The sequence below is a fragment of the Kribbella sp. VKM Ac-2569 genome (assembly GCF_004216905.1).
GTDB lineage: Bacteria > Actinomycetota > Actinomycetes > Propionibacteriales > Kribbellaceae > Kribbella.
Window position 1 is genome coordinate 2080987 of record NZ_SGXJ01000001.1, and the last position, 22726, is coordinate 2103712.

Genomic DNA, 22726 nt, shown 5'->3' on the forward strand with positions numbered 1-22726 from the left:
CTCATTCGGCGTGTTTCGGACTGCCGGGGTCCTTCAGGCCCGCGTAGACGTTGTCGGGCAGCGTCGCGGGCACCTTGCCCATCGACTGGATCACCGTGCTCAAACCGGTGTAGCGGCCGACCGCGTACAGGTAGGCGGAGTCGGTGTCCTTGTCGATGCCGAGCAGCAGGGAACCGTACACGCCGCACTGCTGGGTGATCAGAGTCTCGAAGCCCTGCCAGGTGCGGGTGCGGACCTGCTTCACGACGGGCTTCATCGGTGAGCTGGTCGGGATGTGGATCGTGTAGAGCGCGCCGCCGCGGGTGTTGGCGACGAACGTGTCGTACGTCGCGGTCTTGCTGATCAGCGACATCGACTTGACCGCCGAGAACCCGGGCGTAGAGCCGGCGCTTCGCCAGACGCCCTTCGAGCTCACGGTCCAGCGGAACAGGACACCGTCGTTGCGCAGACCGTAGACGGTCCACCGGGAGATGCCAGCCTCGGTCGGGCCCTGGTACTCGGCTTCCTCCACCATGGTGAAGTTCCCCCAGCCACCGCCGATTCGTCGCAGGCCGGCCGGCGGCTGGTCGATGATCCCGTCGCCGTCGGCGCCGTACGCCGCCTGGTAGAGCGCGTCGCCGATGATGACGTAGCCGTACACGCCGTGTTCAGAGCCGTCAGGGCCCTGGTCGATCAGTACCGACATCGTGGCCATCACCTTCACCTGACCGGGTGCGAAGGCACCGCGGCCGAGCGTGCCGCTGGTCGCCTTCGGCGGCGTGGTCGACACAACCGCCACGTTGTTGTGGTCCCCCATGGCGGTGATCGACGACGCGTGCACGTAGCAGTTGACCGCCGACGTGGCCGACGTGGCCGAAGCCGGGGTCGGTGCGAGGGTTGCGGCGACGAGCAGGGCCACCGCGGTTGTTCCGAGAGGTTTGATCATTGGTCCCACCCCCTTTCACTTGGCTTGATGCTCTCCCGTGGGCGGTAGTTGCGGGTAGGGCATGTGAAAATTCGGAGATGACCGAGATCGAGGTGCGGACGGCGGAGGTCGGAGAGTTCGACGCGGTACGGGCGGTGTTCAGTACGGCGATGATGTTCGAGGTGACGCCGGACGATCTCGCGCTGCAGCTGTTCGAGCCGGAGCGGACGTTGGTGGCGGTCGACGGCGGGGAGTTCGTCGGGACCACGCTGGCGTTGACACGCACCCTGTCCGTGCCGGGTGCCGTGGTGCCCGCGGCGCACGTGACCGGGGTCGGCGTACGGGCGACGCACCGGCGGCGCGGAGTGCTGTCCCAGCTGATGGCGAAGCAGTTGCGCGAAGTGCCGGAGGCGATCGCGGTGCTGTGGGCCAGCGAGCCGGCGATCTACGGCCGGTTCGGGTACGGCGCAGCTGCCTGGGGTACGGCGTACGAGGTCGACCTGCACCGCGTCGGCCCGCCGACCGGACCGATCCGCCCAGGCGAGCTCGGCGAGCTGACCGCGGACGAGGCGCTCAAGGAGCTGCCGCGCATCCTCGGCGAGATGCAGCAGGTTCGAGCCGGCGTGTCCGATCGCTCGGAGCTGCGCTGGCAGAAGCACCTGGAGGACAAACCGGACAACCGCGGCGGCCGGACCGCGCTTCGGATCGTGGTCCATCGTGACGAGACCGGCACCGTGGACGGGTACGCCCTGTGGCGCGGCAAGATGGTCTGGAATCCGACCGGCCCGGCGTACGAGGTGCACGTCGAGGAGCTGGTCGCCCCGGAGCCCACGGCGTACCGGGTGCTCTGGCAGCATCTGCTGACGATGGACCTGAGCGCGAAGCTCGGCTACGGGTACGCCGCCGTCGACGAGCCGCTCATGCAACTGGTCAGCACCCCCACAGCCCTGGACCGCCGAGTCAGCGAGTCTCTCTGGCTCCGCATCACCGACGTCCAGCGGGCACTCCAGCAACGTCGGTACGCCGTCCCACTCGACGTCGTCCTGGAAGTAACCGACGACCTGATCGAGAGGAACGCCGGCCGCTTCCACCTGAGCGCGTCCGACGCGTCCGCGTCCTGCGAACGCACCGAAGCCCCGGCCGACCTGACCCTCTCCACCACCGAGCTGTCCGCCGCCTACCTGGGCGGCCGACCCCTGGCCGAGTTCGCCGCCACCGCCCGGGTCACCGAACACACCCCGGGCGCCCTCAACCGAACAACCGCGGCCTTCGGCTGGCCGCTGGCCCCCGTCAGCCTCGAGGTCTTCTGAGTCGATGTCATCGAGGCGCTCGAGCAGGCCGACTCGGTCTGGCGGCACAACGCCGAGGTCGTCGACCAGCTCCGGACCATCGGTGCACCGATGCGCTACGGAAGTCTCCGTCACGAGCTGCGCGCTATCGCCGACGCTCTGGTGCTCGGGCCGCCGAAGCACCCGAGCGTCTTCGCTGACGGTCGGCGGGCCGGCATGAGGTCGGCGCGCAACGAAGTACTCGACTATGCCCGTGACGAAGGCCGCACGGCCCGCAGTCTGATCGATCCCATCCACCCACGCGTCGACCAAACCGGACAGCTGTCGAGGCCACTCACCATCCGCGTGGTCAGCCTGCGCACGCCGAAGCAGAGGGTCGCGCACCTGAACCGGTTGTTCCGGGAGTTCTTCGGTGAGTGCCCGGAGCAGGCTGCGGTCGTCCGGGCCGAGCAGCTGTGCCCGTCCGCGCTGCTGAGCTAGCGGTCGTCGTCTGAGCTGAAGATTGTGTCGCCGTCGTCGGTTCGCGGCTGTTGCTGGGGTTGTTGCGGGCGGCGGCGCATGTGTTCCGGGGGCTGCTCTTCCTCGAGGATGCCGTCGCCGGGCCTGCCCTCCGGGCCGCCGAACAGCAGGTCGGACATCTGCAGGTGGACGTGCTCGACATGCGGTACGTCGGGGAGCACGACCTGACCGCGTTCGCCGGCGGACTCGATGTGCAGCGTGCCGCAGCCGAGGATGCGGTCCACCAGACCGTGCTCGTAGGACACGTCGTTGATCCGCATCAGCGGGATGTCCCGGCCGGTCCGGGTGAGGATGCCGTGCCGGGTGATCAGCCGCCGGTTGGTGATCGTGTACGTCGAGAACAACCAGTTCAGGAACGGCTTCAGCGCGAAGGTCGCGACGACGACCACGCCGACCGCGAGGATCGCGATCCGGGCCGGGGTCTGCAGTGACCCGGACGGCACGATCGCGGCCAGGAAGCCGCCCAGGCCCGCCACCACCAGCAGCAGGAAGACCGGCCCGATCAGCGCCTTCCAGTGCGTCCGGGTGCTGACGACGACGTACTCGTCCTCACCCAACAACTTCGCCGAGATCGCCATGGCCCCAGTCTCACAGGTACCGGGTTCGGTTGTCCCCTCCCGACACGATCGAGGGCAACCCTCGGGTGCTGATCGGGTGGCAAAGAGGTTTAACACTTCACAAAATGCATACAGTCAGCCAAGATGCGCGGGGGGTAACGACTGGGGACCAGAAGGAGCCGTGATGGCAGTCTTGTCGATTCTCGACCGGGAGCACACCGTCGCACCGCCGGGCTACAGCCGCTGGCTGATCCCGCCGGCCGCACTCGCCGTCCACCTGTGCATCGGCCAGGCGTACGCGACCAGCGTCTACAAGACGTCGATGGTGAAGCACTTCGGCACCAGCCAGACCGCGGTCGGCGTGGTGTTCAGCATCGCGATCGTGATGCTCGGCCTGTCCGCCGCCGTCGGCGGCACCTGGGTCGAACGCAACGGACCGCGGAAGGCGATGTTCGTCGCCGCCTGTTTCTGGGCGACGGGGTTCCTGGTCGGGGCCCTCGGCATCGGCACCGGCCAGCTCTGGCTGGTCTATCTCGGGTACGGCGTGATCGGCGGCATCGGCCTCGGGATCGGGTACATCTCGCCGGTCTCCACGCTGATCAAGTGGTTCCCGGACCGCCCGGGGCTCGCGACCGGCTTGGCGATCATGGGCTTCGGCGGCGGCGCACTGGTCGCCAGCCCGCTGTCCCGCCAGCTGCTCGGCCTCTACGACTCCGGCTACGACCCGAACGTGAGCACGTCGGTGGCCGGCGGCAGCGCGCTGGTCGGCCTGTTCCTGACGCTGGGCATCGGCTACTTCGTGATCATGATGTTCGGCGTCTTCAACATCCGCGTCCCCGCCGACGGTTGGGCGCCGGCCGGCTTCGATTCGTCGGCGGTGCAGCAGAAGGCCCTCGTCACGACCGGCAACGTCTCGGCGGCGAACGCGATCAAGACGCCGCAGTTCTGGTTCCTGTGGGTCGTGCTGTTCTGCAACGTCACCGCGGGGATCGGCATCCTCGAGCAGGCCAGCCCGATGATCCAGGACTTCTTCCGCGGCGACGGCGGCAAGTCGAGCGTCGCGGTCGCGGCCGCCGCCGGGTTCGTCGGCCTGCTGTCGATCTTCAACATGGCCGGCCGGTTCGGCTGGTCCTCGACGTCCGACGTGATCGGGCGGAAGCCGATCTACGCGATGTACCTGGGCGTCGGGATCGTCGCGTACGCGCTGCTGGCGACCGTCGGGCACACGAGCACGGTGGTCTTCGTGCTGCTGGCCGCGGTCATCATCTCGTTCTACGGCGGCGGGTTCGCGACGGTTCCGGCGTACCTGCGGGACCTGTTCGGCACCTATCAGGTCGGCGCGATCCACGGCCGGCTGCTGACCGCGTGGTCGGCGGCCGGGATCGCCGGGCCGCTGATCATCAACGGGTTCCTGGACCGCGAGGGCAAACCGGGCACGCTGACCGCGGCGGCGTACCGGCCGGCGCTGTTCACGATGGTCGGCGTACTGGCCGTCGGGTTCGTCGCGAACCTGCTGATCCGCTCGGTCTCCGAGCGATTCCACGAGAAGTCCGAGTCCACGGTGGAGGCCGCACAATGAATCAGACTCCGCGCCTGGTGATCTCCTGGCTACTGGTCGCCGTACTCCTCGGCTACGGCATCATCCAGACCCTGATCACCGCAGCCAAGCTCTTCACGCACTAGTTCGCAGGTGGGTGACGTCCCCGGCGGCCAGCGGTCGGACGCCGTCGGGGGTGTCGACGATCAGGCGGCCGTCGTCGGCCAGGTCGCGGGCGGTTCCTTCGAGAAAGGTGCCGTCGGGGAGTTCTACGCGCACCGCCTGTCCCAGGGTGGCGGACAGTTCGCGGTACTCCGGGAGGACGACGGCGGGATCGCCGTTGGCGTTGACCCAGGACTGGTAGCGGGAGGCGAGCTCACGGAGTACCGCTGACATCACGGTGGCCCGGTCGGTTGTCGCGGCCTTCTCCAGCGCGAGCGACGTGGCGGCTTCGTGAGGCTTCTCCGACTCGCGGAGGGTCACGTTCAGACCGATGCCGATCACGGCAGCCGGTCCTTCGACGCGCTCCAGCAGGATGCCGGCGAGCTTGCGGTTCTCGACCAGTACGTCGTTCGGCCACTTCACCTGCGCCGGAATCTCACCCACCTGCCGCACCGCCGCGGCCACCGCCAGCGGGACCAGCAGCCCCAGCCAGGGCCACCGTGACGCCTCAACGGCCGTCGGACGCAGCAGAACCGACATCAGCAACGCAGAGCGGGGCGGTGTGGTCCAGGTACGTCCCAACCGCCCGCGACCAGACGACTGGTACTCCGCAGCAACGACCAGTCCCTCTGGCTGACCACCTGCAGCCGCAGCTGCCACAACAGCATTCGTCGACGGCGTCTCCGCGAGTACGTCGACCTGCGTCCACAGCGCACCGGGACGCACCAACCGCCCCCGCAGGAACTGCTCGTCCAGCGGGGGCCGCTCCAGGTCGCTGAAGCTCATCCGGTGTTCTGCAGACCGGCAGCGACGCCAGAAACGGTCAGCAACAGCAGCCGCCGAGTACGGACGATTTGCGCCTCGTCCAGTGAGTCATCGGTGCGCAGCGTCCGCAGTGCCCGCAGCTGCAGGTAGCTGAGCGCGTCGACGTACGGGTTGCGCAGCTCGACCGCACGGCCCAGCACGCGGCGTCCCTGCAGCAGGCGCTCCTGGTCGAGCACCTTGAGCACCCACTCGGTGGTGAGCGCGTGCTCGTCGAGCATCCGCTGCGTCAGCTCCGGCCGGTCGCCCAGCTCCAGGTAGCGGCCGAGGATGCGCCGGTCCGTCTTGGCCAGCGACATCTCCGCGTTCTCCAGCATCACCTGGAACAGCGGCCAGTTCTGGTTCGCGTCCCGCAGCAGGTCGACGTCCCCGACCGCAGCAAGCGCCGTACCGAGGCCGTACCAACCTGGTGCGTTCACACGGGCCTGCGACCACGCGAACACCCACGGGATCGCCCGCAGGTCCTCCAGCGACGACACCGCGACGCCACGCCTGGCAGGCCGCGACCCAAGCGGCAGCTGGCCCAGCTCCTCCAGCGGGGTCACGGTGCTGAACCACTCCGCGAAGCCGTCCGCCTTCACCAGCCCGTGGTACGCCGTACGCGCGGCCTCATCGAGCGTCTTCTCGACCACAGCGAACCGCTCGGCCGCGACCAGGGCCCGCTCCTCCACTGCCGGCGTCGACGCCAGCAACGTTGCTGCAGTCACCTGCTCGATGTGCCGCTGCGCGATCGCCGAGTTCCCGTACCGGGCCGGAATCGCCTCGCCCTGCTCAGTCAGCTTGAACCGCCCGGCCACCGAGCCAGGAGCCTGCGCCAGTACGGCGCGGTTCGCCGGACCACCGCCACGTCCGAGCGCACCACCGCGGCCGTGGAACAGGGTCAGCCGGATCGCGTTGCGCTGCGCCCACGCGGTGATCCGCGCCTGCGCGTCGTACAGCGCCAGCGTCGCCGACACCGGTCCGACGTCCTTGGCGGAGTCGGAGTACCCGAGCATGACCTCGAAGCGCCGGTCGTTCGCGGTGAGCCGGTGCCGGACCCGGGTGAGCTGGATCGCGTTGTCCAGCACCTCCACCGAGTTCTGCAGGTCCTCACCGGTCTCGAACAGCGGTACGACGTCCAGCTCGATCGGACGCCCGTCCAGCGCCGCGTCGGCCAGCTCGTACACCGCCGCCAGGTCGCCGGCGTTGCGGGTGAACGACACGACGTACCGGCGACAGGCCTCGGGGCCGAAGCGCTGCTGGATCTGGCCGATCACCCGGAGTGTGGCGAGCACCTCCTCCGTCTGGTCGGACAGCTCGCCACCGCCGAGGACCTCCTCCAGCGCCTTGGCGTGCACGGAGGAGTGCTGTCGGACCTCTAGCTCGGCCAGGTGGAACCCGAACGAGTTCACCTGCCAGATGAGGTGCTGCAGCTCGCCGTACGCCTGGCGTGGTGCACCGGCGGATACCAGCGAGTCCTGCAGGACCTTGAGCTCGTGCAGGAAGTCAGCGGCCCGCGGGTACCCGAAGTCGGCGTCGCGGGCGCGAGTCGCGGCCAGCCGGCGGGCAGCGAGCAGCAGGAGCTGTCGGTGCGGCTCGGCCGGCGAGCGGGTCTCGATGTCGGTGATCAGCTCCGGGTTGACCGCGCGGGCGTCCTCCAGGATGCGGCGTACCGGCGCGGACGGCGGCGTGGTCGCGGCGTCCAGGGTGAGGGCCCGGCCGAGCGCCTCGGTGGCCTGCTCGAGTGCCCGGAGGACGTGGTCGGCCTGGATCTGCATGGCCTCCCGGGTGATCGCCGCGGTCACGTTCGGGTTTCCGTCGCGGTCGCCACCGATCCACGAGCCCAGGTGGACGAACGGCGCCACCACGGGCGTCCGCGTCCCGGCCTCGTCACCGGCCAGCGCGTCGTCGAGCCGCCGGTAGACGTTGCCGACGACGTTGAACAGGGTCTCCTCGAACACCGCCATCGCCGAGCGCACCTCGTCCAGCGGCGAGGGGCGGCTGGTGCGGAGTTGCGACGTACGCCAGAGGATGTCGACCTGCTCGACCAGGCGGCGACGGTTCTCCGCCAGGTCGCTGTCACCGGCCCGCGGGTCGTGGCGCTCGTCCAGCAACGAGCTGATCCGGCGGATGGTCGCCAGTACGGCGCGGCGCCGGGCCTCCGTCGGGTGTGCGGTCAGCACGGGCCGGAACTCCAGGCCGTTCAGCAGTGCACGGGCCTGCTGCTCGCCGCTGTCACGGGTGATCTGCTCCACGGCTTGCGCCAGCTCGGACACCACGGCTTCGCTGCCGGCGCGGTCGCGCTCACGCAGTACGCGGGCGCGGTGCAGCTCTTCGCTCAGGTTCGTCAGGTGGAAGTAGCAGGTGAACGCGCGGGCGACGTCCTCGGCCCGCTCGTGCGGCCAGGACGCGACCAACTGCTCGGCCGCGGCGCCGTCACCGGCAATGGTCAGCTCACGCAACTTCTCGACGTCGTCGAGCAGGGGCTGACCGGCGTACTCGACCAGAACCTTGCCAAGGATCTCGCCGAGCAGGCGGACGTCGGCCCTGAGTTCCTCAGGCACCTCGAACCGCGCGCGGGTACGGGTCTCACTACCGGTCTCGGTCACGTTCGCCCACCCTATCGGCGGACGCCCGCCAACGCCGCAGACAGTCCGCCCACTGGAAGCGGATCGTGACCGCACACCCAGCAATCTCACCGTACGTCGCGATCCGGAAGGATCCCGTTTCAGACGTTGGTGAAGCCGCCGCCGACCACCTGGGAGACGGTGCGGGCCAGGTCGGCCGGGGAGCGGTCGGTGGCGCCGGTGACGAGCATCCGGGCGCAGGCCTCGATCATCGAGGCCAGCAGCTCGGCCAGGACCGGGAGGTTCGCGTCCGGGTCGGTGACGCCGGGCAGGGACTTGACCAGGGTCAGGCGCAGGCTCTCGACCAGGAACGCGCGGGCCGCGAGGACCCGCTCGGCGACGACGGGCGCGGCGCCGTACTGCGCGCCGAAGACGATCCGCCACGACTGGGGCTGCTTGGACACGGCGGTGAGGAACGAGGTCACGCCCTCGAGGACGTGCTCCTCCGGGGTACCGACGTTCGGGTCCGCGGGAAGCGCGGCCATGATCGAGACCACCAGGTGCTGCTCCTCGCGGGCGAGCAGGGCCAGCAGCAGCTCGTCACGGTTCGCGAAGCAGTCGTAGACGACCGGTTTGGTGACCCCGGCCGCGTCCGCGACCGACTGCATCGTGGTCCCGGCGTACCCGTTCGCGGAGAAGACCTCGAGGGCCGCGTCCAGGATGAGCGGGCGGCGACGCTCCGGACCGAGGTGCGGCGCGCGCCGGCGTCTCCCACCGTCCCCAACCACTTGACAAACCTAGCGCATCGTAGGAAATTCCTACGGTCTGGTAGGAACTGCCGCGGGGGTGGTCGATGACCGATCGAGGCAGTGCCGGCTGGCTCGAGTCCGACGGCCTCACGGCCCTGGACGCGAGTGAGCTCGCCCGGCTGGTCGACCGGACGTCGGAGCGGGAGCTTCGGCATCGACTCATCGGGGGTGTGCGAGAGATCGCGTTGCGCGAGATCTTTCGCCGGATGCCGGAGTATCTCCGACCCGCCCGGGCCGCCGGGTTCGACGCTGTGATCAGCTGGCAGATCACCGGCGCGGGCGGGGCCGGTCGTCGCGAATCGATCGACGAGTACTGGCTCCGCGTCCACGACGGCCGCTGCACGCTCGTGTCCCCGCGCCCCACTCCCGCGGACATCTCGATCCGCACCGACCCCACCACCCTGCTCCGCATCGTCACCGGCAACGAGGACCCCGTTCTGGCCGTCCTCAAACAACGCCTCTCGGTCCACGGCGACCTGGCCCAAGCCGCCCGCCTCCCCAAACTCTTCAGCGCCGGCCCCCTGTAGACCTCACCGGATAAGGCCGTCAGATCCCTTGTTCCGGGAGTGTGCAGCAGCGTCGTCGGCCTGGCGCGTCTGCCCGGTCGGGGCCTGGACCCGGCGGAGGGGCGGGACCGCTGGATCGGTCCCGAAGACGCGGTTCGGTTCCGCGCCCTGAGGATTCGGCGGGTGCACCTCGAATCCCCGGACTGCTGCCAGCGTGCGGTCCCCGAGCGTGCCGCCGTACACCTCGGCCTCCCTCTGCACGTCCGAGCCGTCCGCTCTCCAGCCGGCCACCAGGGCGGGCAGTTCGTCGAAGCCCTCGGTGAGCATGGTCGCGGTCGCGGCGGTGGCCGCCGGCCGGCTCTCGACGGGAATGGTTGACGTCAGCACCATCGTCTCGGCTGCGGCGGCCGTCGCGGCAGGCGGCGACTCCACCTGGCCGTCCGTGAGATCTGTCTGGATCCCGGCGTGATGTTCAACTCTGGACACGAGCCCCCGCGCCACGATCGCCCGGACCTCGTCCAGCGACGGTGCACGCTCGGTCGGCTGCGGTTCCATGGATCGAACCTATCGCCGGACCGGTTCAGTCTGCGGCTTGCGAGCGACGTCACAGGCGGTACGGCGTACTGGCGCGTAGGCTGCGCGTTCATGGGAGAGACCGTGAACATCCACACCACCGCCGGGAAGATCGCGGACCTCGAGCAGCGGCTCGACGACGCCGTCCACGCCGGATCGGAGCGTGCGGTGGAGAAGCAGCATGCACGCGGTAAGAAGACCGCGCGTGAGCGGATCACGCTGCTGCTGGACGAGGGCTCCTTCTCCGAGCTGGACGAGTTCGCGCGGCACCGCTCGACGAGCTTCGGGCTGGACGCGAACCGCCCGTACGGCGACGGCGTGGTGACCGGGTTCGGCACCATCGACGGCCGTCAGGTGTGCGTGTTCGCGCAGGACTTCACGGTCTTCGGCGGCAGCCTCGGCGAGGTGTTCGGCGAGAAGATCGTCAAGGTGATGGACCTGGCGATGAAGATCGGCTGCCCGCTGATCGGCATCAACGACTCCGGCGGCGCCCGGATCCAGGAAGGCGTGGTGAGCCTCGGCCTGTACGGCGAGATCTTCCGCCGCAACGTCCGCGCGTCCGGGGTGATCCCGCAGATCTCGCTGATCATGGGCCCGTGCGCCGGCGGCGCGGTCTACTCGCCCGCGGTCACCGACTTCACCGTGATGGTCGACGAGTCGTCGTACATGTTCATCACCGGCCCGGACGTGATCAAGACCGTCACCGGCGAGGACGTCACCCAGGAGGAGCTCGGCGGCGCCCGGACGCACAACACCAAGTCCGGCAACGCGCACTACCTCGGTTCCGACGAGGAGGACGCGATCGAGTGGGTGAAGGCCCTGGTCGGTCATCTCCCGCAGAACAACCTCGAGGACCCGCCGGTGTACGACGCCCCGGCGGACCTGGAGCCGACCGAGACCGACCTGGCGCTCGACACCCTGGTCCCGGACTCGCCGAACCAGCCGTACGACATGCACACCGCGATCGAGGCGGTCGTCGACGACGGTGAGTTCCTCGAGGTGCAGACGCTGTTCGCGCCGAACCTGATCGTCGGCTTCGGCCGGGTCGAGGGCCGCCCGGTCGGCGTGGTCGCGAACCAGCCGATGCAGTTCGCCGGCACCCTGGACATCGACGCGTCCGAGAAGGCGGCCCGGTTCGTCCGGACCTGCGACGCGTTCAACCTGCCGATCCTGACCTTCGTCGACGTCCCCGGCTTCCTGCCCGGCACCGACCAGGAGTGGAACGGCATCATCCGCCGCGGCGCCAAGCTGATCTACGCGTACGCCGAGGCGACCGTCCCGATGATCACCGTGATCACCCGGAAGGCGTACGGCGGCGCGTACGACGTGATGGGCTCGAAGCACCTCGGCGCCGACATGAACATCGCCTGGCCGACCGCGCAGATCGCGGTGATGGGCGCCCAGGGCGCGGTCAACATCCTGCACCGCCGCGAGCTCGCCGCGGCCGAGGACGTCGAGACCCGCCGCCAGGAGCTGATCACCGAGTACGAGGACCACCTGGCGAACCCGTACATCGCGGCCGAGCGCGGTTACATCGACGCCGTCATCAAGCCGAGCGAGACCCGCGCCGAGATCGTCCGCGCCCTCCGCCTGCTCCGCACCAAACGCGACACCCTGCCCCCGAAGAAGCATGGGAACATCCCACTGTGACCACCATCAAGATTGCCAAAGGCAACCCAACACCCGAAGAGCTCGCCGCTCTGATCGCGGTGGTCGCCGCACGCGCCGCCGTACCGGCTCCGGCCGCCGACCCGGACCGAGCCAGCAACTGGGCCACCTACTGGCGCAACGCCCGCACCCCGTTCCACCCTGGCCCCGGACAGTGGCGCGCCAGCGCTCATCCGTAAACACTGGTGGTATGGCTAAGTACGCGGTCAACCCTGAGGCTCTCGACCACGCACGGAAGCTGATCGACGCGCGCCAGTACGTGCTGGACAGCGACTGGGGTGAGGTGCAGCCGCGGGCCGACGACCAGAACTCGTACCTGGACAAGCACGGCTGGCAGGAGTACGGCGCCTGGCACCTTGGGCTCACCGACGGCGCCGCCGAGGAGACCAAGGCGCGCTACGGGTTCGTACTCGGCGATTTCCGCCGCATCCACCGCACCGCGCTGATCGCCTCGGTCTACCGGGCCTCCGAATGGCGGCACAAGGCCGTCGAACTGGCAGCGCACGACCTCTTGCAGTACCTCGACGACAAGACCGGACTCACCGCCTGACCCGACTTGAGGGTCAGCTCCGTCGGAAACGCACCACCGGGTACGTCGGGGCATCCCCCGTGTTGCGGGTCGGGCCAACGAAGCTTGTGGCGCCGTCGAGGACCAGGCCGTGCCGGGCCGCGACCGCGACCAGGTGGGCGAGGGCGTCCTGGGAGCGGGTGTCGTTGGGGCCGCGGCCGTCGGCGTAGCGGCCGGCGTCGGACTTCTCGGTGGTGGTGACGAAGACGCCGTCGGTGCGCAGGACCCGTGCGACCTCGGCGATGACCGGCTCGCTGTCGTCGAGCAGGTGCAAGAGCCAGACGGCCACGACCGCGTCGCACCGGCGATCGGCCACCGGCAACCGCGTCGCATCCGCCGCCGCGACGTGCCCCGGTAGCCGGACCCGTGCACGCTCCAGCATCGCCACGGACAGGTCGACACCGTGCACCAGGTTGCCCAGAGCAACCAGCTCGGCGCCGACGATCCCGGTCCCGACCGCGAGCTCGAGAACTCGTCCGCCCTTGGGGAGCAGCGAGTCGACAGCGCGTGCGGCCGCTTCGGCGCGGGCCGGACCGCCGCGTGTCTCGTCGTACGTCTCCGCGACGGATTCGTCGTACGTGAAGGGTTTCTGGGACCGCCACAGCTCGGGCCAGGTGATGTCGACCTCGATCAGCATCCGGCGCAGCAACGGCAGCGAGAGTCCGACGACGTTGTGATAGTCGCCCTCGATCGCCGTGACGAACGGGCCGCCGAGTCCGTCGACCGTGAACGAGCCGGCCACCACGAGCGGCTCGCCCGTCTCGACGTACGCGTCGATCTCCTCGTCGGTCAGGTCCGCGAACTGGACCTCCGTCGACGCCAACTCCCGGATCTCCTGCTTGGAGGATGTGTCGAACAGGCAATGGCCGGTGTGCAGTACGCCGCGACGCCCGCGCATCATCCGCCAGCGCTCGCGGGCGACCTCGGGAGTACCGGGCTTGCCGTACGCGACGCCGTCGAACTCCAGGACCGAGTCGCAGCCGAGGACGGTCGCGTGGTCGTCCAGGTTCGCGACCACGGCACGGGCCTTCAAGACGGCGAGCAGGCGCGCGAGCTCGCCGGGGTTCTCCGCGGTGACGTTGTCCTCGTCGACGCCGGAGACGATCACCTCCGGCTCGATCCCCGCGGCGCGCAGCGTCTTCAGTCGCGCCGGCGACGCCGACGCCAGGACGAAACGGGTGCTCACAGCTTCGCCAGCGCCCGGCGCAGCGGGTCGAGGCCGATCGACCCGAGGTTCAGCGCGTCGGAGTGGAAGGCCCGCAGGTCGAACGCGGATCCCTTGCGCTGCTTGGCCTCTTCCCGCGCCTGCAGCCAGATCCGTTCGCCGACCTTGTACGCCGGCGCTTGGCCGGGCCATCCGAGATAGCGGTTCAGCTCGGCCTGCAGGAACTCGGTCTCCATCCGGCAGTGCGCCCGCAGGAACTCGAACCCGAGGTCGGCGTTCCACCGCTCCCCCGGCCGCCAGCCGAACGGGTTGTCCTTCGGCACCTCCAGCTCCAGGTGCATGCCGATGTCGACGATCACCCGCGCGGCGCGGAACCCTTGGGCGTCGAGCATGCCGAACCGCGCGCCCGCGTCCTCGAGGTAGCCGAGCTCCTCCATCAGGCGTTCGGCGTACAGCGCCCAGCCTTCGCCGTGGCCGGAGACCCAGCAGGCGATCCGCTGCCAGCGGTTCAGCAGGTCGGTGCGCAGCATCGTCTGGGCGACCTGGAGGTGATGTCCGGGCACGCCCTCGTGGTAGACCGTGGTGACCTCGCGCCAGGTGGCGAAGCCCTCCACGCCGCTCGGGACCGCCCACCACATCCGGCCGGCGCGCGTGGTCAGGTCCTCGCTCGGCGGGGTGTAGTAGATCGAGCCGTCCGAGGTCGGCGCGATCATGCACTCGAGCCTGCGGATCTCGGCCGGGATGTCGAAGTGCGTGCTGCCCAGCTCGGCCACGGCCGCGTCGGACATCTGCTGCATCCAGTCCCGGAACGCTTCCTTGCCGTGGATCTTGCGGGCCGGGTCGTTGTCCAGCAGCGCCGCGGTCGCCTCGATCCCGCGGTCGCCGCCGTTCAGCCCGGCCGCGATGTCCTGCATGGCCAACTCGATCCGGGCGAGCTCCGCCCAGCCCCAGGCGTACGTCTCCTCGAGGTCGATCGCGGCGCCGAGGAAGTTGCGGGAGGCCAGCTCGTACACCTCCCGCCCGCACGCGTCCCGCTCCGGCGCCCGCGGCGCGAGGTCGGCGGTCAGCCACGAGCCGAACTGGTCGAACGCCTTCCGCGCCGAGGCGGCCGCGGCTTCGACGGTCGACTTGACCGCACTCTCGGGAGCTTGCGCGGCCAGTCCGGCGAAGAAGTCGTCGCCCTCGGCACCGGTCCAGCTGGCGATCCGCCCGGCCAGCCCGGTCACCTGGCGCACCGCCGAGATCCGGCCCTGATCGGCCTGCTCGAGCAGCGTCTCGCGGTACCCGTCGAGCGCCGTACCGATCTGGTTCAGCCGGATGGCGACGATCTCCCAGTCCTGCTCGGTGTCGGTCGGCATCAGGTCGAACACCTGCCGCAACGCCGCGGGCACCGAGGCGATCGCGTTCAGCTGGTGCTGCGGTACGCCGGCCTCGTGGCGCTCGACCTCCAGACCGAGCCGCTCCACGAAGGCGTCCTTGGCGACTTCCTCCCGCGGACTCGCCGGCTCGATCGCCCCGGCCTCGGCGAGCGACCTCTTGGTCTGCTCGATCCGCGCCTCGAAACCGGCCGGCGTGAAGTCCGGCAGCTCGTGGTCGTGGCCGGGGACGCCCAGCTCGGTCGCCAGGATCGGGTCGAGCACGATCTCCTGCTCGAGGTGCCGCTCGGCGAGCTGGTCGATCGGGCTGTTCGGGGTAGTGGCAGCAGTCACCTGATCGACCCTACCTGTCGAGGGTCGCCGGAGCTGACCTGTTTGTTGCCGATACTGTGGCGGTCGCTGAATGCCAGCACGAGGGACGAGAGGAACGGCGTTGAGCCAGCCACCCTACGGGCCGCCCGGCCAGAACCCGCCGTACCAGCAGGGCCCGCCGCAGGGTCCAACACCGGGTCAGTACGGCGGTCCGCCGCAGGGTCCTCCGCCCGGTCAGTACGGCGGCCCACCGCAGCAGGGCCCGTACGGCGGTCCTCCCCAAGGCCCGCCTCCGGGTCAGTACGGTGGCCACGGTTCCGCGCAGTACGGCCAGTCGCCGCAGGGTCCCGGCTTCGGCTGGGGTCCGAGCTTCGGCCCGGGTGGTCCCGGCGGTCCTGGCGGTCCCGGCGGTCCCGGTATGGGCTGGCAGCCGCAGCAGCCGCGGAAGAAGTCGAAGGCGCCGCTGATCGCGATCCTGTCGATCGTCGTGGTGGCCGTCGTCGGCGGCGCGATCATCGGTCTGGTCCGGAAGGCCGCCACCGACGTGACCACCCCACCGGTGACGCCGAGCCGGTACACCCCCGAGCCGACCACCTCCCCGACCGAGGAGCCGACGGAAGAGCCGACCGAGGAGCCCTCCGAGTCGCCGTCCGAAGAGCCGACCACCACGGAGCCCACCACCACCGAGACGTCGAGTACGCCGAACAAGCCGGCGGACACCACGGTCGTGGCCAAGAACGCGCTCTACAAGGTCGGCCAGATGGCCACGGTCAACTGCAGGGAGCCCAAGGACCGGCCGACCAACGCCCGGGGCGCGGCCGCCTACTGGGCCGCGATCAAGCCCTGCCTGGACAAGTCGTGGGCGCCGCTGGTGGCGAAGGCCGGGTACAAGTTCACCGCGCCGCGGATGACGTACTGGTCCGGGAGCTCGATGTCGACGCCGTGCGGCGACGGTCCGGTCGCCGTACCGTTCTACTGCCCGAGCAACCACATGATGTACATGAAGGTGGACGTCTTCGTGAAGGCGTACACCCAGTACCCGGGTGATCCGATCGGCCAGGCGTACGCGCGGATGTGGTACAGCCGCTCGATCGCCCACGAGTACGGCCACAGCGTGCAGTTCATGACCGGCATCCTGCAGTCCGCCAGCAACCTGCGGTACGAGCAGTCGGACTACGAGGGCCGGACGCGGATGACGCGTCGGATGGAGCTGCAGGCGAACTGCTTCGCAGGCGTCTTCCTGGCCGCGAACAAGCGCAGCTACCCGATCAACGGGAACCTGCTGTACGTCTGGAAGAAGTACGTCGTCACCGCGGGCGACAAGCCCGAAGAGGGCGACCACGGCAGTGTGGCCAGTCAGGGGCGCTTCATGGGGAAGTCGTTCAACACGGCCAACCCGGCCAGTTGCAACACCTTCGCGGCGTCACCGGCCAACGTCAGCTGACAGCTCTGGCGGCGCCACCTGCCGCCAGGAGTCGACGAGGATGTCCTGCAGTTCGTCGGCATCCTCCAGCGCCTCGAGGCGGGCTCGAACCCAGTTCGAGCCCGCCTCGTGTTTCGGCACCCAGAACTTCTCCGGCTCCGCGGCGATCAGCTCCTCGCGCTCCAGCCGCGGGCACCGCACCGCGAACGACGTCTGGTCGTCCGGCACGGTGACGAACATCCGCCCGGCCACATCGAACGTCGGGTGCCCCCACCGCTGCTTCTCCACCGTCTCCGGCAAGGACAGCGCAATCCGTCGTACGTCGTCAGCGTCCAGCACGCTCACACTTTAGAGCGTCCCCGACCCGGCAGCAGGAGGGCTACCAGGGTGCCGGCGGTGACGATGGCGGCTCCGGTCCAGACGGCGGGGACGAGGCCGGCGGCGTACTGCGCTGGCGACTCGTAGGAGCCGGCCGACGCGAAGACCGAGGCCAGTACGGCGACGCCCATCGCGACCCCGACCTCGCGGATCGTGTTGTTCGTGCCGGACGCCACGCCCCGGTCTGCGTCGGACGCGTTCTCCATCACCACGCTCGCGGACGGCGCGAAGGTCAGCCCCATCCCGATTCCGGCGAGGACGAACGGTGCGACCAGTTCGCCGTACTGCGTGGTCGCCGTGGTGACCAGTGCGATCCAGGCGAGGGCGGCGGCGAGGAGCGCCTGGCCGGTCACGATCAGGACCCGAGGGCCGACGCGGTCGACGATCAGGCCGGCGATCGGTGCGACCACGAGCGGCGCCGCGGTCCACGGCAGCGTGCGGACACCGGACTGGAACGGCGTGTACCCCTGCACGACCTGGAAGAACTGGGCCAGCAGGAACACCGCTCCGAAGACGCCGACCGCGAAGGTGAACGCGACCACGTTCACCACGCTGAACGAGCGAACCGAGAACAACCGCAGCGGCAGCATCGGCGCCACGGTCCGGCGCTCCCACCCGAGGAATGCGGCCAGCAGCACGCCGCCCGCGATCAACGAGCCCAGCACACCGGCGGACGTCCAGCCGTCATCGGCTCCGTGCACAACACCCCAGACGACGGAAAGTACGCCGGACGTCGCCAGCACCAGTCCGAGCAGGTCCAGCTGCTTCGCCGTACCCCGGGACTCGGTCAGGACCCGCGTGGCGAGCACTACGGCGACGACTCCGACCGGAACGTTCAGCCAGAAGATCCACTGCCAGTTCAGGCCGTCTACGACGGCTCCGCCGACCACCGGACCGACCGCGATTCCGAGGCCGGAGATGCCGCCCCAGATACCGATCGCGGCGCTCCGCATCTTCTCCGGTACGGCGCCCGCGAGCAACGTCAGCGACAGCGGCATCACGGCCGCCGCGCCGATGCCCTGGATCGCGCGGGACCCGATCAGCATCCACGGCTCCGTCGCCAGCGCGCACGCCGCCGAGGCCAGTGTGAACAGCGTGATCCCGGCCAGGAACACCCGCCGCCGGCCGAGCCGGTCGCCGATCGCGGCCGCGGTCAGCAGCAGCGCGGCGAAGGCGAGCGTGTAGGCGTTCACGAACCACTGCAGGTCCGACAGGGACGCTCCCAGCTCGGACTTGATCACCGGCAGCGCGTTCGTCACGACCAGGTTGTCCAGCGTGACCATGAACACCGGAATCCCCACGGCGGCCAGCACCAGCCCGAGTCCACGGCTCCGGGGAGCGGTCTGTTCCCTCTCATCGAGAGCGGTCGATGTCATCTCGTACCCCTAGTTGTAATTGACTGATAACAAGCTTGATGACGAGAGTATGCATCGACTGATAACATGTCAAGGGAGTGGAAGGAGCACGGATGACGCCCAAGGTTCGGCTGACCGCCAAGGAGCGCGGCGCAGAGGTGTTGGTGGCCGCGGTCCGGGCCTTCGCGATGTCCGGATACGAGGGCACCAAGACCGACGAGATCGCCCGGTTGGCCGGCGTCTCACAGCCCTATGTGATCCGGCTGTTCGGCACCAAGCAGGAACTCTTCCTGGCCGCCGTGCGGAGTGCCTGCGAGCGGATCGAGCAGACCTTCCGCGAGGCCGCGGCCGAGACCCCGGAGCTGAGTTCGCTGGGCCGCAACTACGAGCGGCTGTTCGACGAGCCCGAGGTGCTCCTGGTCCTGCTGCAGGGCTTCTCCGCCAGCCGCGACCCTGTGATCGGCGACTGCGTCCGGGAACGCTTCGGCCGCATCTACACCCTGGTTCGCGAGCTGACCGGTGCGTCACCCCAGCAGACCCGGGAGTTCCTCTCCTCCGGGATGTTGCTGACCGTCATGTCCGCCATGCAGGTCCTGGGCCCGGACGCGATCCCGATGCCGTGGGCCGAGGAGATCCAGAAGACGTTCGGCGAGCACTAGTCGCGGCTGAGTTTCTGGTCGGACGCGGGCCGAACTCGGCCGTTGCTCCGCCCACCTGTCCGGCTGGCGTGGGATACTCGATGCGGTAGTCGACATTGGAGGTGACGCCGTGACTGCTGACAACGCTGGACACTCTGGCCGGTCGCGCGCGACCGCGTCGGTCGACGAACTCTTCCGAGGGGCTGCTCCGGTAGGCTCCGCCGAGGATCTTGCCGAGGACGGTGTGTTCGATGACGGAGAACTGGGCGAGTTCCTCGCCGATCTGAGCACGATGCGGCGGGCCGACGTCGCGTGAGCATGCGCAGGATCGTTCTGGACACCGACGTAGCGTCGCTAAGCATCAAGAATGCGCTGCCACCTGCGTTGCTTCGCGAACTGCTCGGCGCCCAGGTCGGCATCACCTTTGTCACCTTGGGAGAGCTGAGCCGCTGGGCACAGCTTCGCAACTGGGGGCCTTCCAAGATCGCCGGCCTCGAGGCGTGGCTCAGCACCCGTCCGACGCTGCCGTACAACGAAGCTGTGGCTCGGAAGTGGGGCGAGATATCCGCCTATGCCACCAAGCGTGGCCGTCCACGGCCCCAGAACGACAGCTGGATCGCTGCCTGCTGTCTCGTCTACGACCTCCCGCTGGCAACGCTCAACGTCAAGGACTTCATCGACTTCGCCGAGTACGAGGGCCTGCGGATCGTGGGGCACGAAGATCAGTAACCGGACGCTGGAGTCGCAGCAAGAGGGCTTACTGATGCCGGTCAGTCGCGGCTGAGTTTCTGGTCGGCGGCGAACCAGATGGTCGCGGCGGCCAGTGCGATGGCGGCGACGGTCACGACGAGCGAGCCGGCGACGTCAGCACCGCGGACCAGCGCGGCCGCTCCGGCGACGGCCGGCGCCAACAGTACGGCGATTGCTCCAGGCAACCACCAGCGCCGCAGGGCCGCTCGGTGCACCCGCGCGTACGACGGCAACTGGCCGGCGAATGCGGCGGCGAGGTGGACGACGACGAGCGCCACCGAGGTGAGGGCCAGGCTCCAACTCGGCACGCCGGGTGCGCGCATCAGCCACCCGAGAGTCACCACCAGCACGAACATCATCGCGGCCAGCGAATCAGGCAGTACGACGGTGCACAGCAACGACGCGGCGCCGACGATCGGGACCAGATCCGCCTGATCCCACGACTGCACCGAAGGCACAACCAGCGCAACCGCCCCGGCCACCGCAATCACCAGCCGAGCAACCACCACAGCCTGCCCAGACGCCCGCAACTGCGCCAACCACAACGTGATCTTTTCATCAGCAGTCATGAGCGAATCCTTGGAGCGGCGGAGACTCTTGCGGCGTCTCGCAGTACCTCGTCCAAAGTCCCGGCGCCTCGCCAACGGACGGTTGGTACGCCGAGGTCGCTGAGGCGGTCGAGGTCGCGGCGGCGTTCGAGCAACCGCAGACGCCAAGCGAGCGGCCATGACCGCGCGTCGTGCGCGTCGAGGTCCATGATCGACACGACGTCCGGCGGCAACGTGTCGATCGCGATCACCGTGCAGCCGGAGTGGACGAGCGTCACGATGTAGCCGAGGATCGTCGGCCGCAGCAACGGACTGAGGACGAGCACCAGGCTGTCCGACCGCACCCGGTTCCGCCGTGCCAACTGCTCCTCGTCCTGCTGCCGGCCGCGCCGGTCCGCGTGCACGAGCGTGTCCAGGATCCGCCGCAGATGCGCGCGTCCGCTCCCCGACCGCACGCCGCGGAACAGGCTCCCGGTGTCGATCAGCCGCACCCGGTCGCCGTTGCGCAGGTAGTGCTCGGCGATCGCGGCGGCCGCGCGGACGGCGGTGTCGAGACTCGAGGACCGGCCGTCGATCCCTTCGCTGATCCCGATCTCGCCGCCGGTGTCGACCATGATCACCACTTCGGTGTCCCGGTCCGACCACGTCGACGTGACGTGCAGTTCCTGCGTCCGCGCGGACACCGACCAGTTGATCCGCCGCAACCGGTCCCCCGTCCGGAACGGCCGTACCCCGGCCAGCTCCGTCCCTTCGCCCGGCCGCCGCGACCTGTGCAGTCCGACCAGTCCGGCCGGCCGCGGTACGGCGTCCACTGCCTCGAATCCCTCGCGCAACGGCAGCGTCGTGACCGACTGCGGCTCCGCCGACGTCACCTGGATCCGGTACGCCCCGACCGTCGACGTCGCCGTGACTGTTGGCCGCTCCAACGACCGCAGTCCCCAGCGCTTCGACCGTACGCCGACCTCCAGCCGCACCTCACCGTGCGAGACCGGCTCCGCGATCGCAGCCTGCGGCGGGTCGTACTGGAACCACAACGTCCGCGGCAACGCCGCCACGATCAGATCGGTGTCCGGGTCGACGGACTCCGGTACGCGCATCCGGTACGTCGTACCTTGCCCTTCGAACAGCACGTCCGCGTCCAGCTCGGTGTGCACCTCCGGGCGCTCTCGCGGCCGGAAGAACCGCCCCCAGACGGCGAGGAACGCCAGCGGCAGACCGAACACGGCCGCATCCGGGCGTCGCAGCAGTACGGCGGCGCCGAGCAGCACCGCAGCGACACAGATCGCCCGGACCTGCGCGTGCGTCGGCCTCCAACTCATGCGCGGGCGCCTACCACGGTGGGCGGTGCTGCGACCGAGCCGAGCACAGTCCGCACCACTGTCGCTCCGCTGACCTCGTGCAGCCACAGCTCTGGCCGCACGGTGATCCGGTGCGCCAGCGCAGCCACCGCGACCGCCTTCACATCCTCCGGTACGACGTAGTCCCGGCCCTTGATGACGGCGTACGCGCGTGCCGTCAGCAGCAGCGCCAGCGACCCACGTGGCGATGCCCCGACAAGCACCTGCGAGTCCCGACGGGTCGCGGTGGCGAGATCGACGCAGTACTGACCAACTGTGTCGTCCACGGTCACCGTCTCGACGGCACGTTGCGCGGCGCGCAGCCCAGCGGCATCTGTTGCCGCCTCGACCGATTGGTCCTCAGTACGACGGCTCATCCGGCGCCGCAGTACCTCCCACTCCTCCGCAGGGCTCGGGTAGCCGAAGCCGATCCGCAGCATGAACCGGTCGAGCTGCGCCTCCGGGAGCGGGTAGGTGCCCTCGTACTCCACCGGGTTCGCGGTGGCGAGCACATGGAACGGTACGGGCAGCGGGAACGTCTGCCCCTCGACCGTCACCTGGTGCTCCTGCATGGACTCCAGCAGCGCGGCCTGCGTCTTCGGCGGCGTCCGGTTGATCTCGTCGGCCAGCAGCAGACCGGTGAAGATCGGGCCCGGCCGGAAGACGAACTCGGAGTCCTTCTGGTCGTACACGAACGCGCCGGTCACGTCCGACGGCAGCAGGTCCGGCGTGAACTGCACCCGCCGGAACTCCAGCCCGAGCGCCTGCGCGAACGACCGCGCGGCCAGCGTTTTCGCCAGCCCCGGGTAGTCCTCGAGCAGTACGTGCCCGCCGGCCAGGATGCCCGCGAGCACCAGTTCCAGCGCCTCGGCCTTCCCGACCACGGCCTGGCTGACCCGCTCCAGCACCTGCCGGCTCAGCTCGGTCACCTCACCGAGCTTCAGCTCGCCCTCAGTCGCTGCGTCGGTCGCTGCGTCGGTCACT

At 69.4% G+C, this 22726-nt stretch carries 24 protein-coding genes; 11 read left to right on the plus strand and 13 right to left on the minus strand.

Features of this window, described 5'->3' with window-relative positions; translation table 11 throughout:
• Nucleotide 1 precedes the first annotated feature (1 nt).
• Complete coding sequence (locus EV649_RS09820) at nt 2-925, minus strand: hypothetical protein (protein WP_130382620.1); 924 nt, start codon at nt 923-925, stop codon at nt 2-4.
• A gap of 77 nt (nt 926-1002) precedes the next feature.
• Between EV649_RS09820 and EV649_RS09825 the strand changes: the two genes are divergently transcribed.
• On the plus strand, nt 1003-2214 hold the full coding sequence (locus tag EV649_RS09825) for a GNAT family N-acetyltransferase (RefSeq protein ID WP_130382622.1): 1212 nt from the start codon (nt 1003-1005) through the stop codon (nt 2212-2214).
• 90 nt (nt 2215-2304) lie between these two features.
• Nucleotides 2305-2673, plus strand: coding sequence for a hypothetical protein (locus EV649_RS09830; protein WP_130382624.1), 369 nt, complete (start codon nt 2305-2307; stop codon nt 2671-2673).
• Here the strand turns inward: EV649_RS09830 and EV649_RS09835 are convergent.
• Nucleotides 2670-3290 carry a PH domain-containing protein gene (locus EV649_RS09835; RefSeq protein WP_130382626.1) on the minus strand — a complete coding sequence of 207 codons (621 nt, stop codon included), beginning with the start codon at nt 3288-3290 and terminating at the stop codon, nt 2670-2672. The genes EV649_RS09830 and EV649_RS09835 overlap by 4 nt on opposite strands.
• Nucleotides 3291-3453: 163 nt before the next feature.
• On the opposite strand from EV649_RS09835, the gene EV649_RS09840 reads away from it, so the two are divergent.
• Nucleotides 3454-4848, plus strand: a complete 1395-nt coding sequence (locus EV649_RS09840; protein ID WP_130382628.1) for an OFA family MFS transporter — start codon at nt 3454-3456, stop codon at nt 4846-4848.
• 93 nt (nt 4849-4941) lie between these two features.
• Here EV649_RS09840 and EV649_RS09845 read toward each other — a convergent pair whose 3' ends face one another.
• The 3 genes from EV649_RS09845 to EV649_RS09855 form a co-directional block, all read right to left on the minus strand.
• Nucleotides 4942-5754 carry a biotin--[acetyl-CoA-carboxylase] ligase gene (locus EV649_RS09845; protein ID WP_130382630.1) on the minus strand — a complete coding sequence of 271 codons (813 nt, stop codon included), beginning with the start codon at nt 5752-5754 and terminating at the stop codon, nt 4942-4944.
• On the minus strand, nt 5751-8378 hold the full coding sequence (locus EV649_RS09850; protein WP_130382632.1) for a phosphoenolpyruvate carboxylase: 2628 nt from the start codon (nt 8376-8378) through the stop codon (nt 5751-5753). Before EV649_RS09850 ends, EV649_RS09845 begins: the two co-directional genes overlap by 4 nt.
• Before the next feature lie 119 nt (nt 8379-8497).
• The gene (locus EV649_RS09855; RefSeq protein ID WP_130382634.1) at nt 8498-9124 is read right to left on the minus strand and encodes a TetR/AcrR family transcriptional regulator; all 627 of its coding nucleotides are present in this window, start codon (nt 9122-9124) and stop codon (nt 8498-8500) included.
• A 65-nt stretch (nt 9125-9189) separates the two neighbouring features.
• Between EV649_RS09855 and EV649_RS09860 the strand changes: the two genes are divergently transcribed.
• Entirely contained in the window at nt 9190-9672 is a 483-nt protein-coding gene (locus EV649_RS09860) for an SCP2 sterol-binding domain-containing protein (RefSeq protein WP_130382635.1), read from the plus strand.
• Between the two features lie 3 nt (nt 9673-9675).
• Here EV649_RS09860 and EV649_RS09865 read toward each other — a convergent pair whose 3' ends face one another.
• A complete protein-coding gene (locus EV649_RS09865) occupies nt 9676-10206 on the minus strand; it encodes a hypothetical protein (RefSeq protein WP_130382637.1) in 531 nt (176 codons plus the stop codon).
• 90 nt (nt 10207-10296) lie between these two features.
• Here EV649_RS09865 and EV649_RS09870 point away from each other — a divergent pair, with 90 nt between their 5' ends.
• From EV649_RS09870 to EV649_RS09880, 3 genes are read left to right on the plus strand one after another with little or no spacing between them, the layout of a single operon-like run.
• Nucleotides 10297-11874: an acyl-CoA carboxylase subunit beta gene (locus EV649_RS09870; RefSeq protein WP_130382639.1), complete on the plus strand. Its 1578-nt coding sequence runs from the start codon at nt 10297-10299 to the stop codon at nt 11872-11874.
• Complete coding sequence (locus tag EV649_RS09875) at nt 11871-12071, plus strand: acyl-CoA carboxylase subunit epsilon (protein WP_131344254.1); 201 nt, start codon at nt 11871-11873, stop codon at nt 12069-12071. The genes EV649_RS09870 and EV649_RS09875 overlap by 4 nt, the downstream gene beginning before the upstream one ends.
• A gap of 11 nt (nt 12072-12082) precedes the next feature.
• Nucleotides 12083-12442, plus strand: coding sequence for a hypothetical protein (locus EV649_RS09880; RefSeq protein WP_130382641.1), 360 nt, complete (start codon nt 12083-12085; stop codon nt 12440-12442).
• A gap of 13 nt (nt 12443-12455) precedes the next feature.
• Here the strand turns inward: EV649_RS09880 and EV649_RS42125 are convergent, their stop codons facing one another.
• On the minus strand, nt 12456-13646 hold the full coding sequence (locus tag EV649_RS42125) for a Maf family nucleotide pyrophosphatase (protein ID WP_347233124.1): 1191 nt from the start codon (nt 13644-13646) through the stop codon (nt 12456-12458).
• Nucleotides 13643-15334: a DUF885 domain-containing protein gene (locus tag EV649_RS41530; RefSeq protein WP_130382645.1), complete on the minus strand. Its 1692-nt coding sequence runs from the start codon at nt 15332-15334 to the stop codon at nt 13643-13645. The genes EV649_RS42125 and EV649_RS41530 overlap by 4 nt, the downstream gene beginning before the upstream one ends.
• 100 nt (nt 15335-15434) lie before the next feature.
• On the opposite strand from EV649_RS41530, the gene EV649_RS09900 reads away from it, so the two are divergent.
• Nucleotides 15435-16757 carry a neutral zinc metallopeptidase gene (locus tag EV649_RS09900; protein WP_157996215.1) on the plus strand — a complete coding sequence of 441 codons (1323 nt, stop codon included), beginning with the start codon at nt 15435-15437 and terminating at the stop codon, nt 16755-16757.
• Here EV649_RS09900 and EV649_RS09905 read toward each other — a convergent pair.
• Both EV649_RS09905 and EV649_RS09910 read right to left on the minus strand, forming a co-directional pair.
• Complete coding sequence (locus tag EV649_RS09905; RefSeq protein WP_130382651.1) at nt 16737-17075, minus strand: MmcQ/YjbR family DNA-binding protein; 339 nt, start codon at nt 17073-17075, stop codon at nt 16737-16739. The genes EV649_RS09900 and EV649_RS09905 overlap by 21 nt on opposite strands.
• Before the next feature lie 2 nt (nt 17076-17077).
• On the minus strand, nt 17078-18490 hold the full coding sequence (locus EV649_RS09910) for an MFS transporter (protein ID WP_130382653.1): 1413 nt from the start codon (nt 18488-18490) through the stop codon (nt 17078-17080).
• A 92-nt stretch (nt 18491-18582) separates the two neighbouring features.
• On the opposite strand from EV649_RS09910, the gene EV649_RS09915 reads away from it, so the two are divergent.
• From EV649_RS09915 to EV649_RS09925, 3 genes are all read left to right on the plus strand, one after another.
• Nucleotides 18583-19128 (plus strand): TetR/AcrR family transcriptional regulator, encoded by a 546-nt coding sequence (locus EV649_RS09915; RefSeq protein ID WP_130382655.1) that lies wholly within the window; start codon nt 18583-18585, stop codon nt 19126-19128.
• A gap of 109 nt (nt 19129-19237) precedes the next feature.
• Nucleotides 19238-19423 (plus strand): hypothetical protein, encoded by a 186-nt coding sequence (locus EV649_RS09920; RefSeq protein WP_130382657.1) that lies wholly within the window; start codon nt 19238-19240, stop codon nt 19421-19423.
• Between the two features lie 2 nt (nt 19424-19425).
• On the plus strand, nt 19426-19836 hold the full coding sequence (locus EV649_RS09925; protein ID WP_130382659.1) for a type II toxin-antitoxin system VapC family toxin: 411 nt from the start codon (nt 19426-19428) through the stop codon (nt 19834-19836).
• 41 nt (nt 19837-19877) lie between these two features.
• On the opposite strand, the gene EV649_RS09930 is transcribed toward EV649_RS09925, so the two are convergent.
• From EV649_RS09930 to EV649_RS09940, 3 genes are read right to left on the minus strand one after another with little or no spacing between them, the layout of a single operon-like run.
• Complete coding sequence (locus EV649_RS09930; RefSeq protein ID WP_130382661.1) at nt 19878-20426, minus strand: hypothetical protein; 549 nt, start codon at nt 20424-20426, stop codon at nt 19878-19880.
• The gene (locus EV649_RS09935) at nt 20423-21724 is read right to left on the minus strand and encodes a DUF58 domain-containing protein (protein ID WP_130382663.1); all 1302 of its coding nucleotides are present in this window, start codon (nt 21722-21724) and stop codon (nt 20423-20425) included. Before EV649_RS09935 ends, EV649_RS09930 begins: the two co-directional genes overlap by 4 nt.
• Nucleotides 21721-22725 carry a MoxR family ATPase gene (locus tag EV649_RS09940; RefSeq protein WP_198682376.1) on the minus strand — a complete coding sequence of 335 codons (1005 nt, stop codon included), beginning with the start codon at nt 22723-22725 and terminating at the stop codon, nt 21721-21723. The genes EV649_RS09935 and EV649_RS09940 overlap by 4 nt, the downstream gene beginning before the upstream one ends.
• Between the last annotated feature and the right edge of the window lies 1 nt (nt 22726).

What these genes read in the sequence shown, in the direction of transcription:
- EV649_RS09825 (WP_130382622.1), top strand. Translation starts at nt 1,003, where the DNA reads ATGACCGAGATCGAGGTGCGGACGGCGGAGGTCGGAGAGTTCGACGCG.
- EV649_RS09915 (WP_130382655.1), top strand. Translation starts at nt 18,583, where the DNA reads ATGACGCCCAAGGTTCGGCTGACCGCCAAGGAGCGCGGCGCAGAGGTG.
- EV649_RS09860 (WP_130382635.1), top strand. Translation starts at nt 9,190, where the DNA reads ATGACCGATCGAGGCAGTGCCGGCTGGCTCGAGTCCGACGGCCTCACG.
- EV649_RS09865 (WP_130382637.1), bottom strand. Translation starts at nt 10,206, where the DNA reads ATGGAACCGCAGCCGACCGAGCGTGCACCGTCGCTGGACGAGGTCCGG.
- EV649_RS09830 (WP_130382624.1), top strand. Translation starts at nt 2,305, where the DNA reads ATGCGCTACGGAAGTCTCCGTCACGAGCTGCGCGCTATCGCCGACGCT.
- EV649_RS09845 (WP_130382630.1), bottom strand. Translation starts at nt 5,754, where the DNA reads ATGAGCTTCAGCGACCTGGAGCGGCCCCCGCTGGACGAGCAGTTCCTG.
- EV649_RS09840 (WP_130382628.1), top strand. Translation starts at nt 3,454, where the DNA reads ATGGCAGTCTTGTCGATTCTCGACCGGGAGCACACCGTCGCACCGCCG.
- EV649_RS09935 (WP_130382663.1), bottom strand. Translation starts at nt 21,724, where the DNA reads ATGAGTTGGAGGCCGACGCACGCGCAGGTCCGGGCGATCTGTGTCGCT.
- EV649_RS09925 (WP_130382659.1), top strand. Translation starts at nt 19,426, where the DNA reads ATGCGCAGGATCGTTCTGGACACCGACGTAGCGTCGCTAAGCATCAAG.
- EV649_RS09835 (WP_130382626.1), bottom strand. Translation starts at nt 3,290, where the DNA reads ATGGCGATCTCGGCGAAGTTGTTGGGTGAGGACGAGTACGTCGTCGTC.
- EV649_RS09930 (WP_130382661.1), bottom strand. Translation starts at nt 20,426, where the DNA reads ATGACTGCTGATGAAAAGATCACGTTGTGGTTGGCGCAGTTGCGGGCG.
- EV649_RS09870 (WP_130382639.1), top strand. Translation starts at nt 10,297, where the DNA reads ATGGGAGAGACCGTGAACATCCACACCACCGCCGGGAAGATCGCGGAC.
- EV649_RS09820 (WP_130382620.1), bottom strand. Translation starts at nt 925, where the DNA reads ATGATCAAACCTCTCGGAACAACCGCGGTGGCCCTGCTCGTCGCCGCA.
- EV649_RS09880 (WP_130382641.1), top strand. Translation starts at nt 12,083, where the DNA reads ATGGCTAAGTACGCGGTCAACCCTGAGGCTCTCGACCACGCACGGAAG.
- EV649_RS09910 (WP_130382653.1), bottom strand. Translation starts at nt 18,490, where the DNA reads ATGACATCGACCGCTCTCGATGAGAGGGAACAGACCGCTCCCCGGAGC.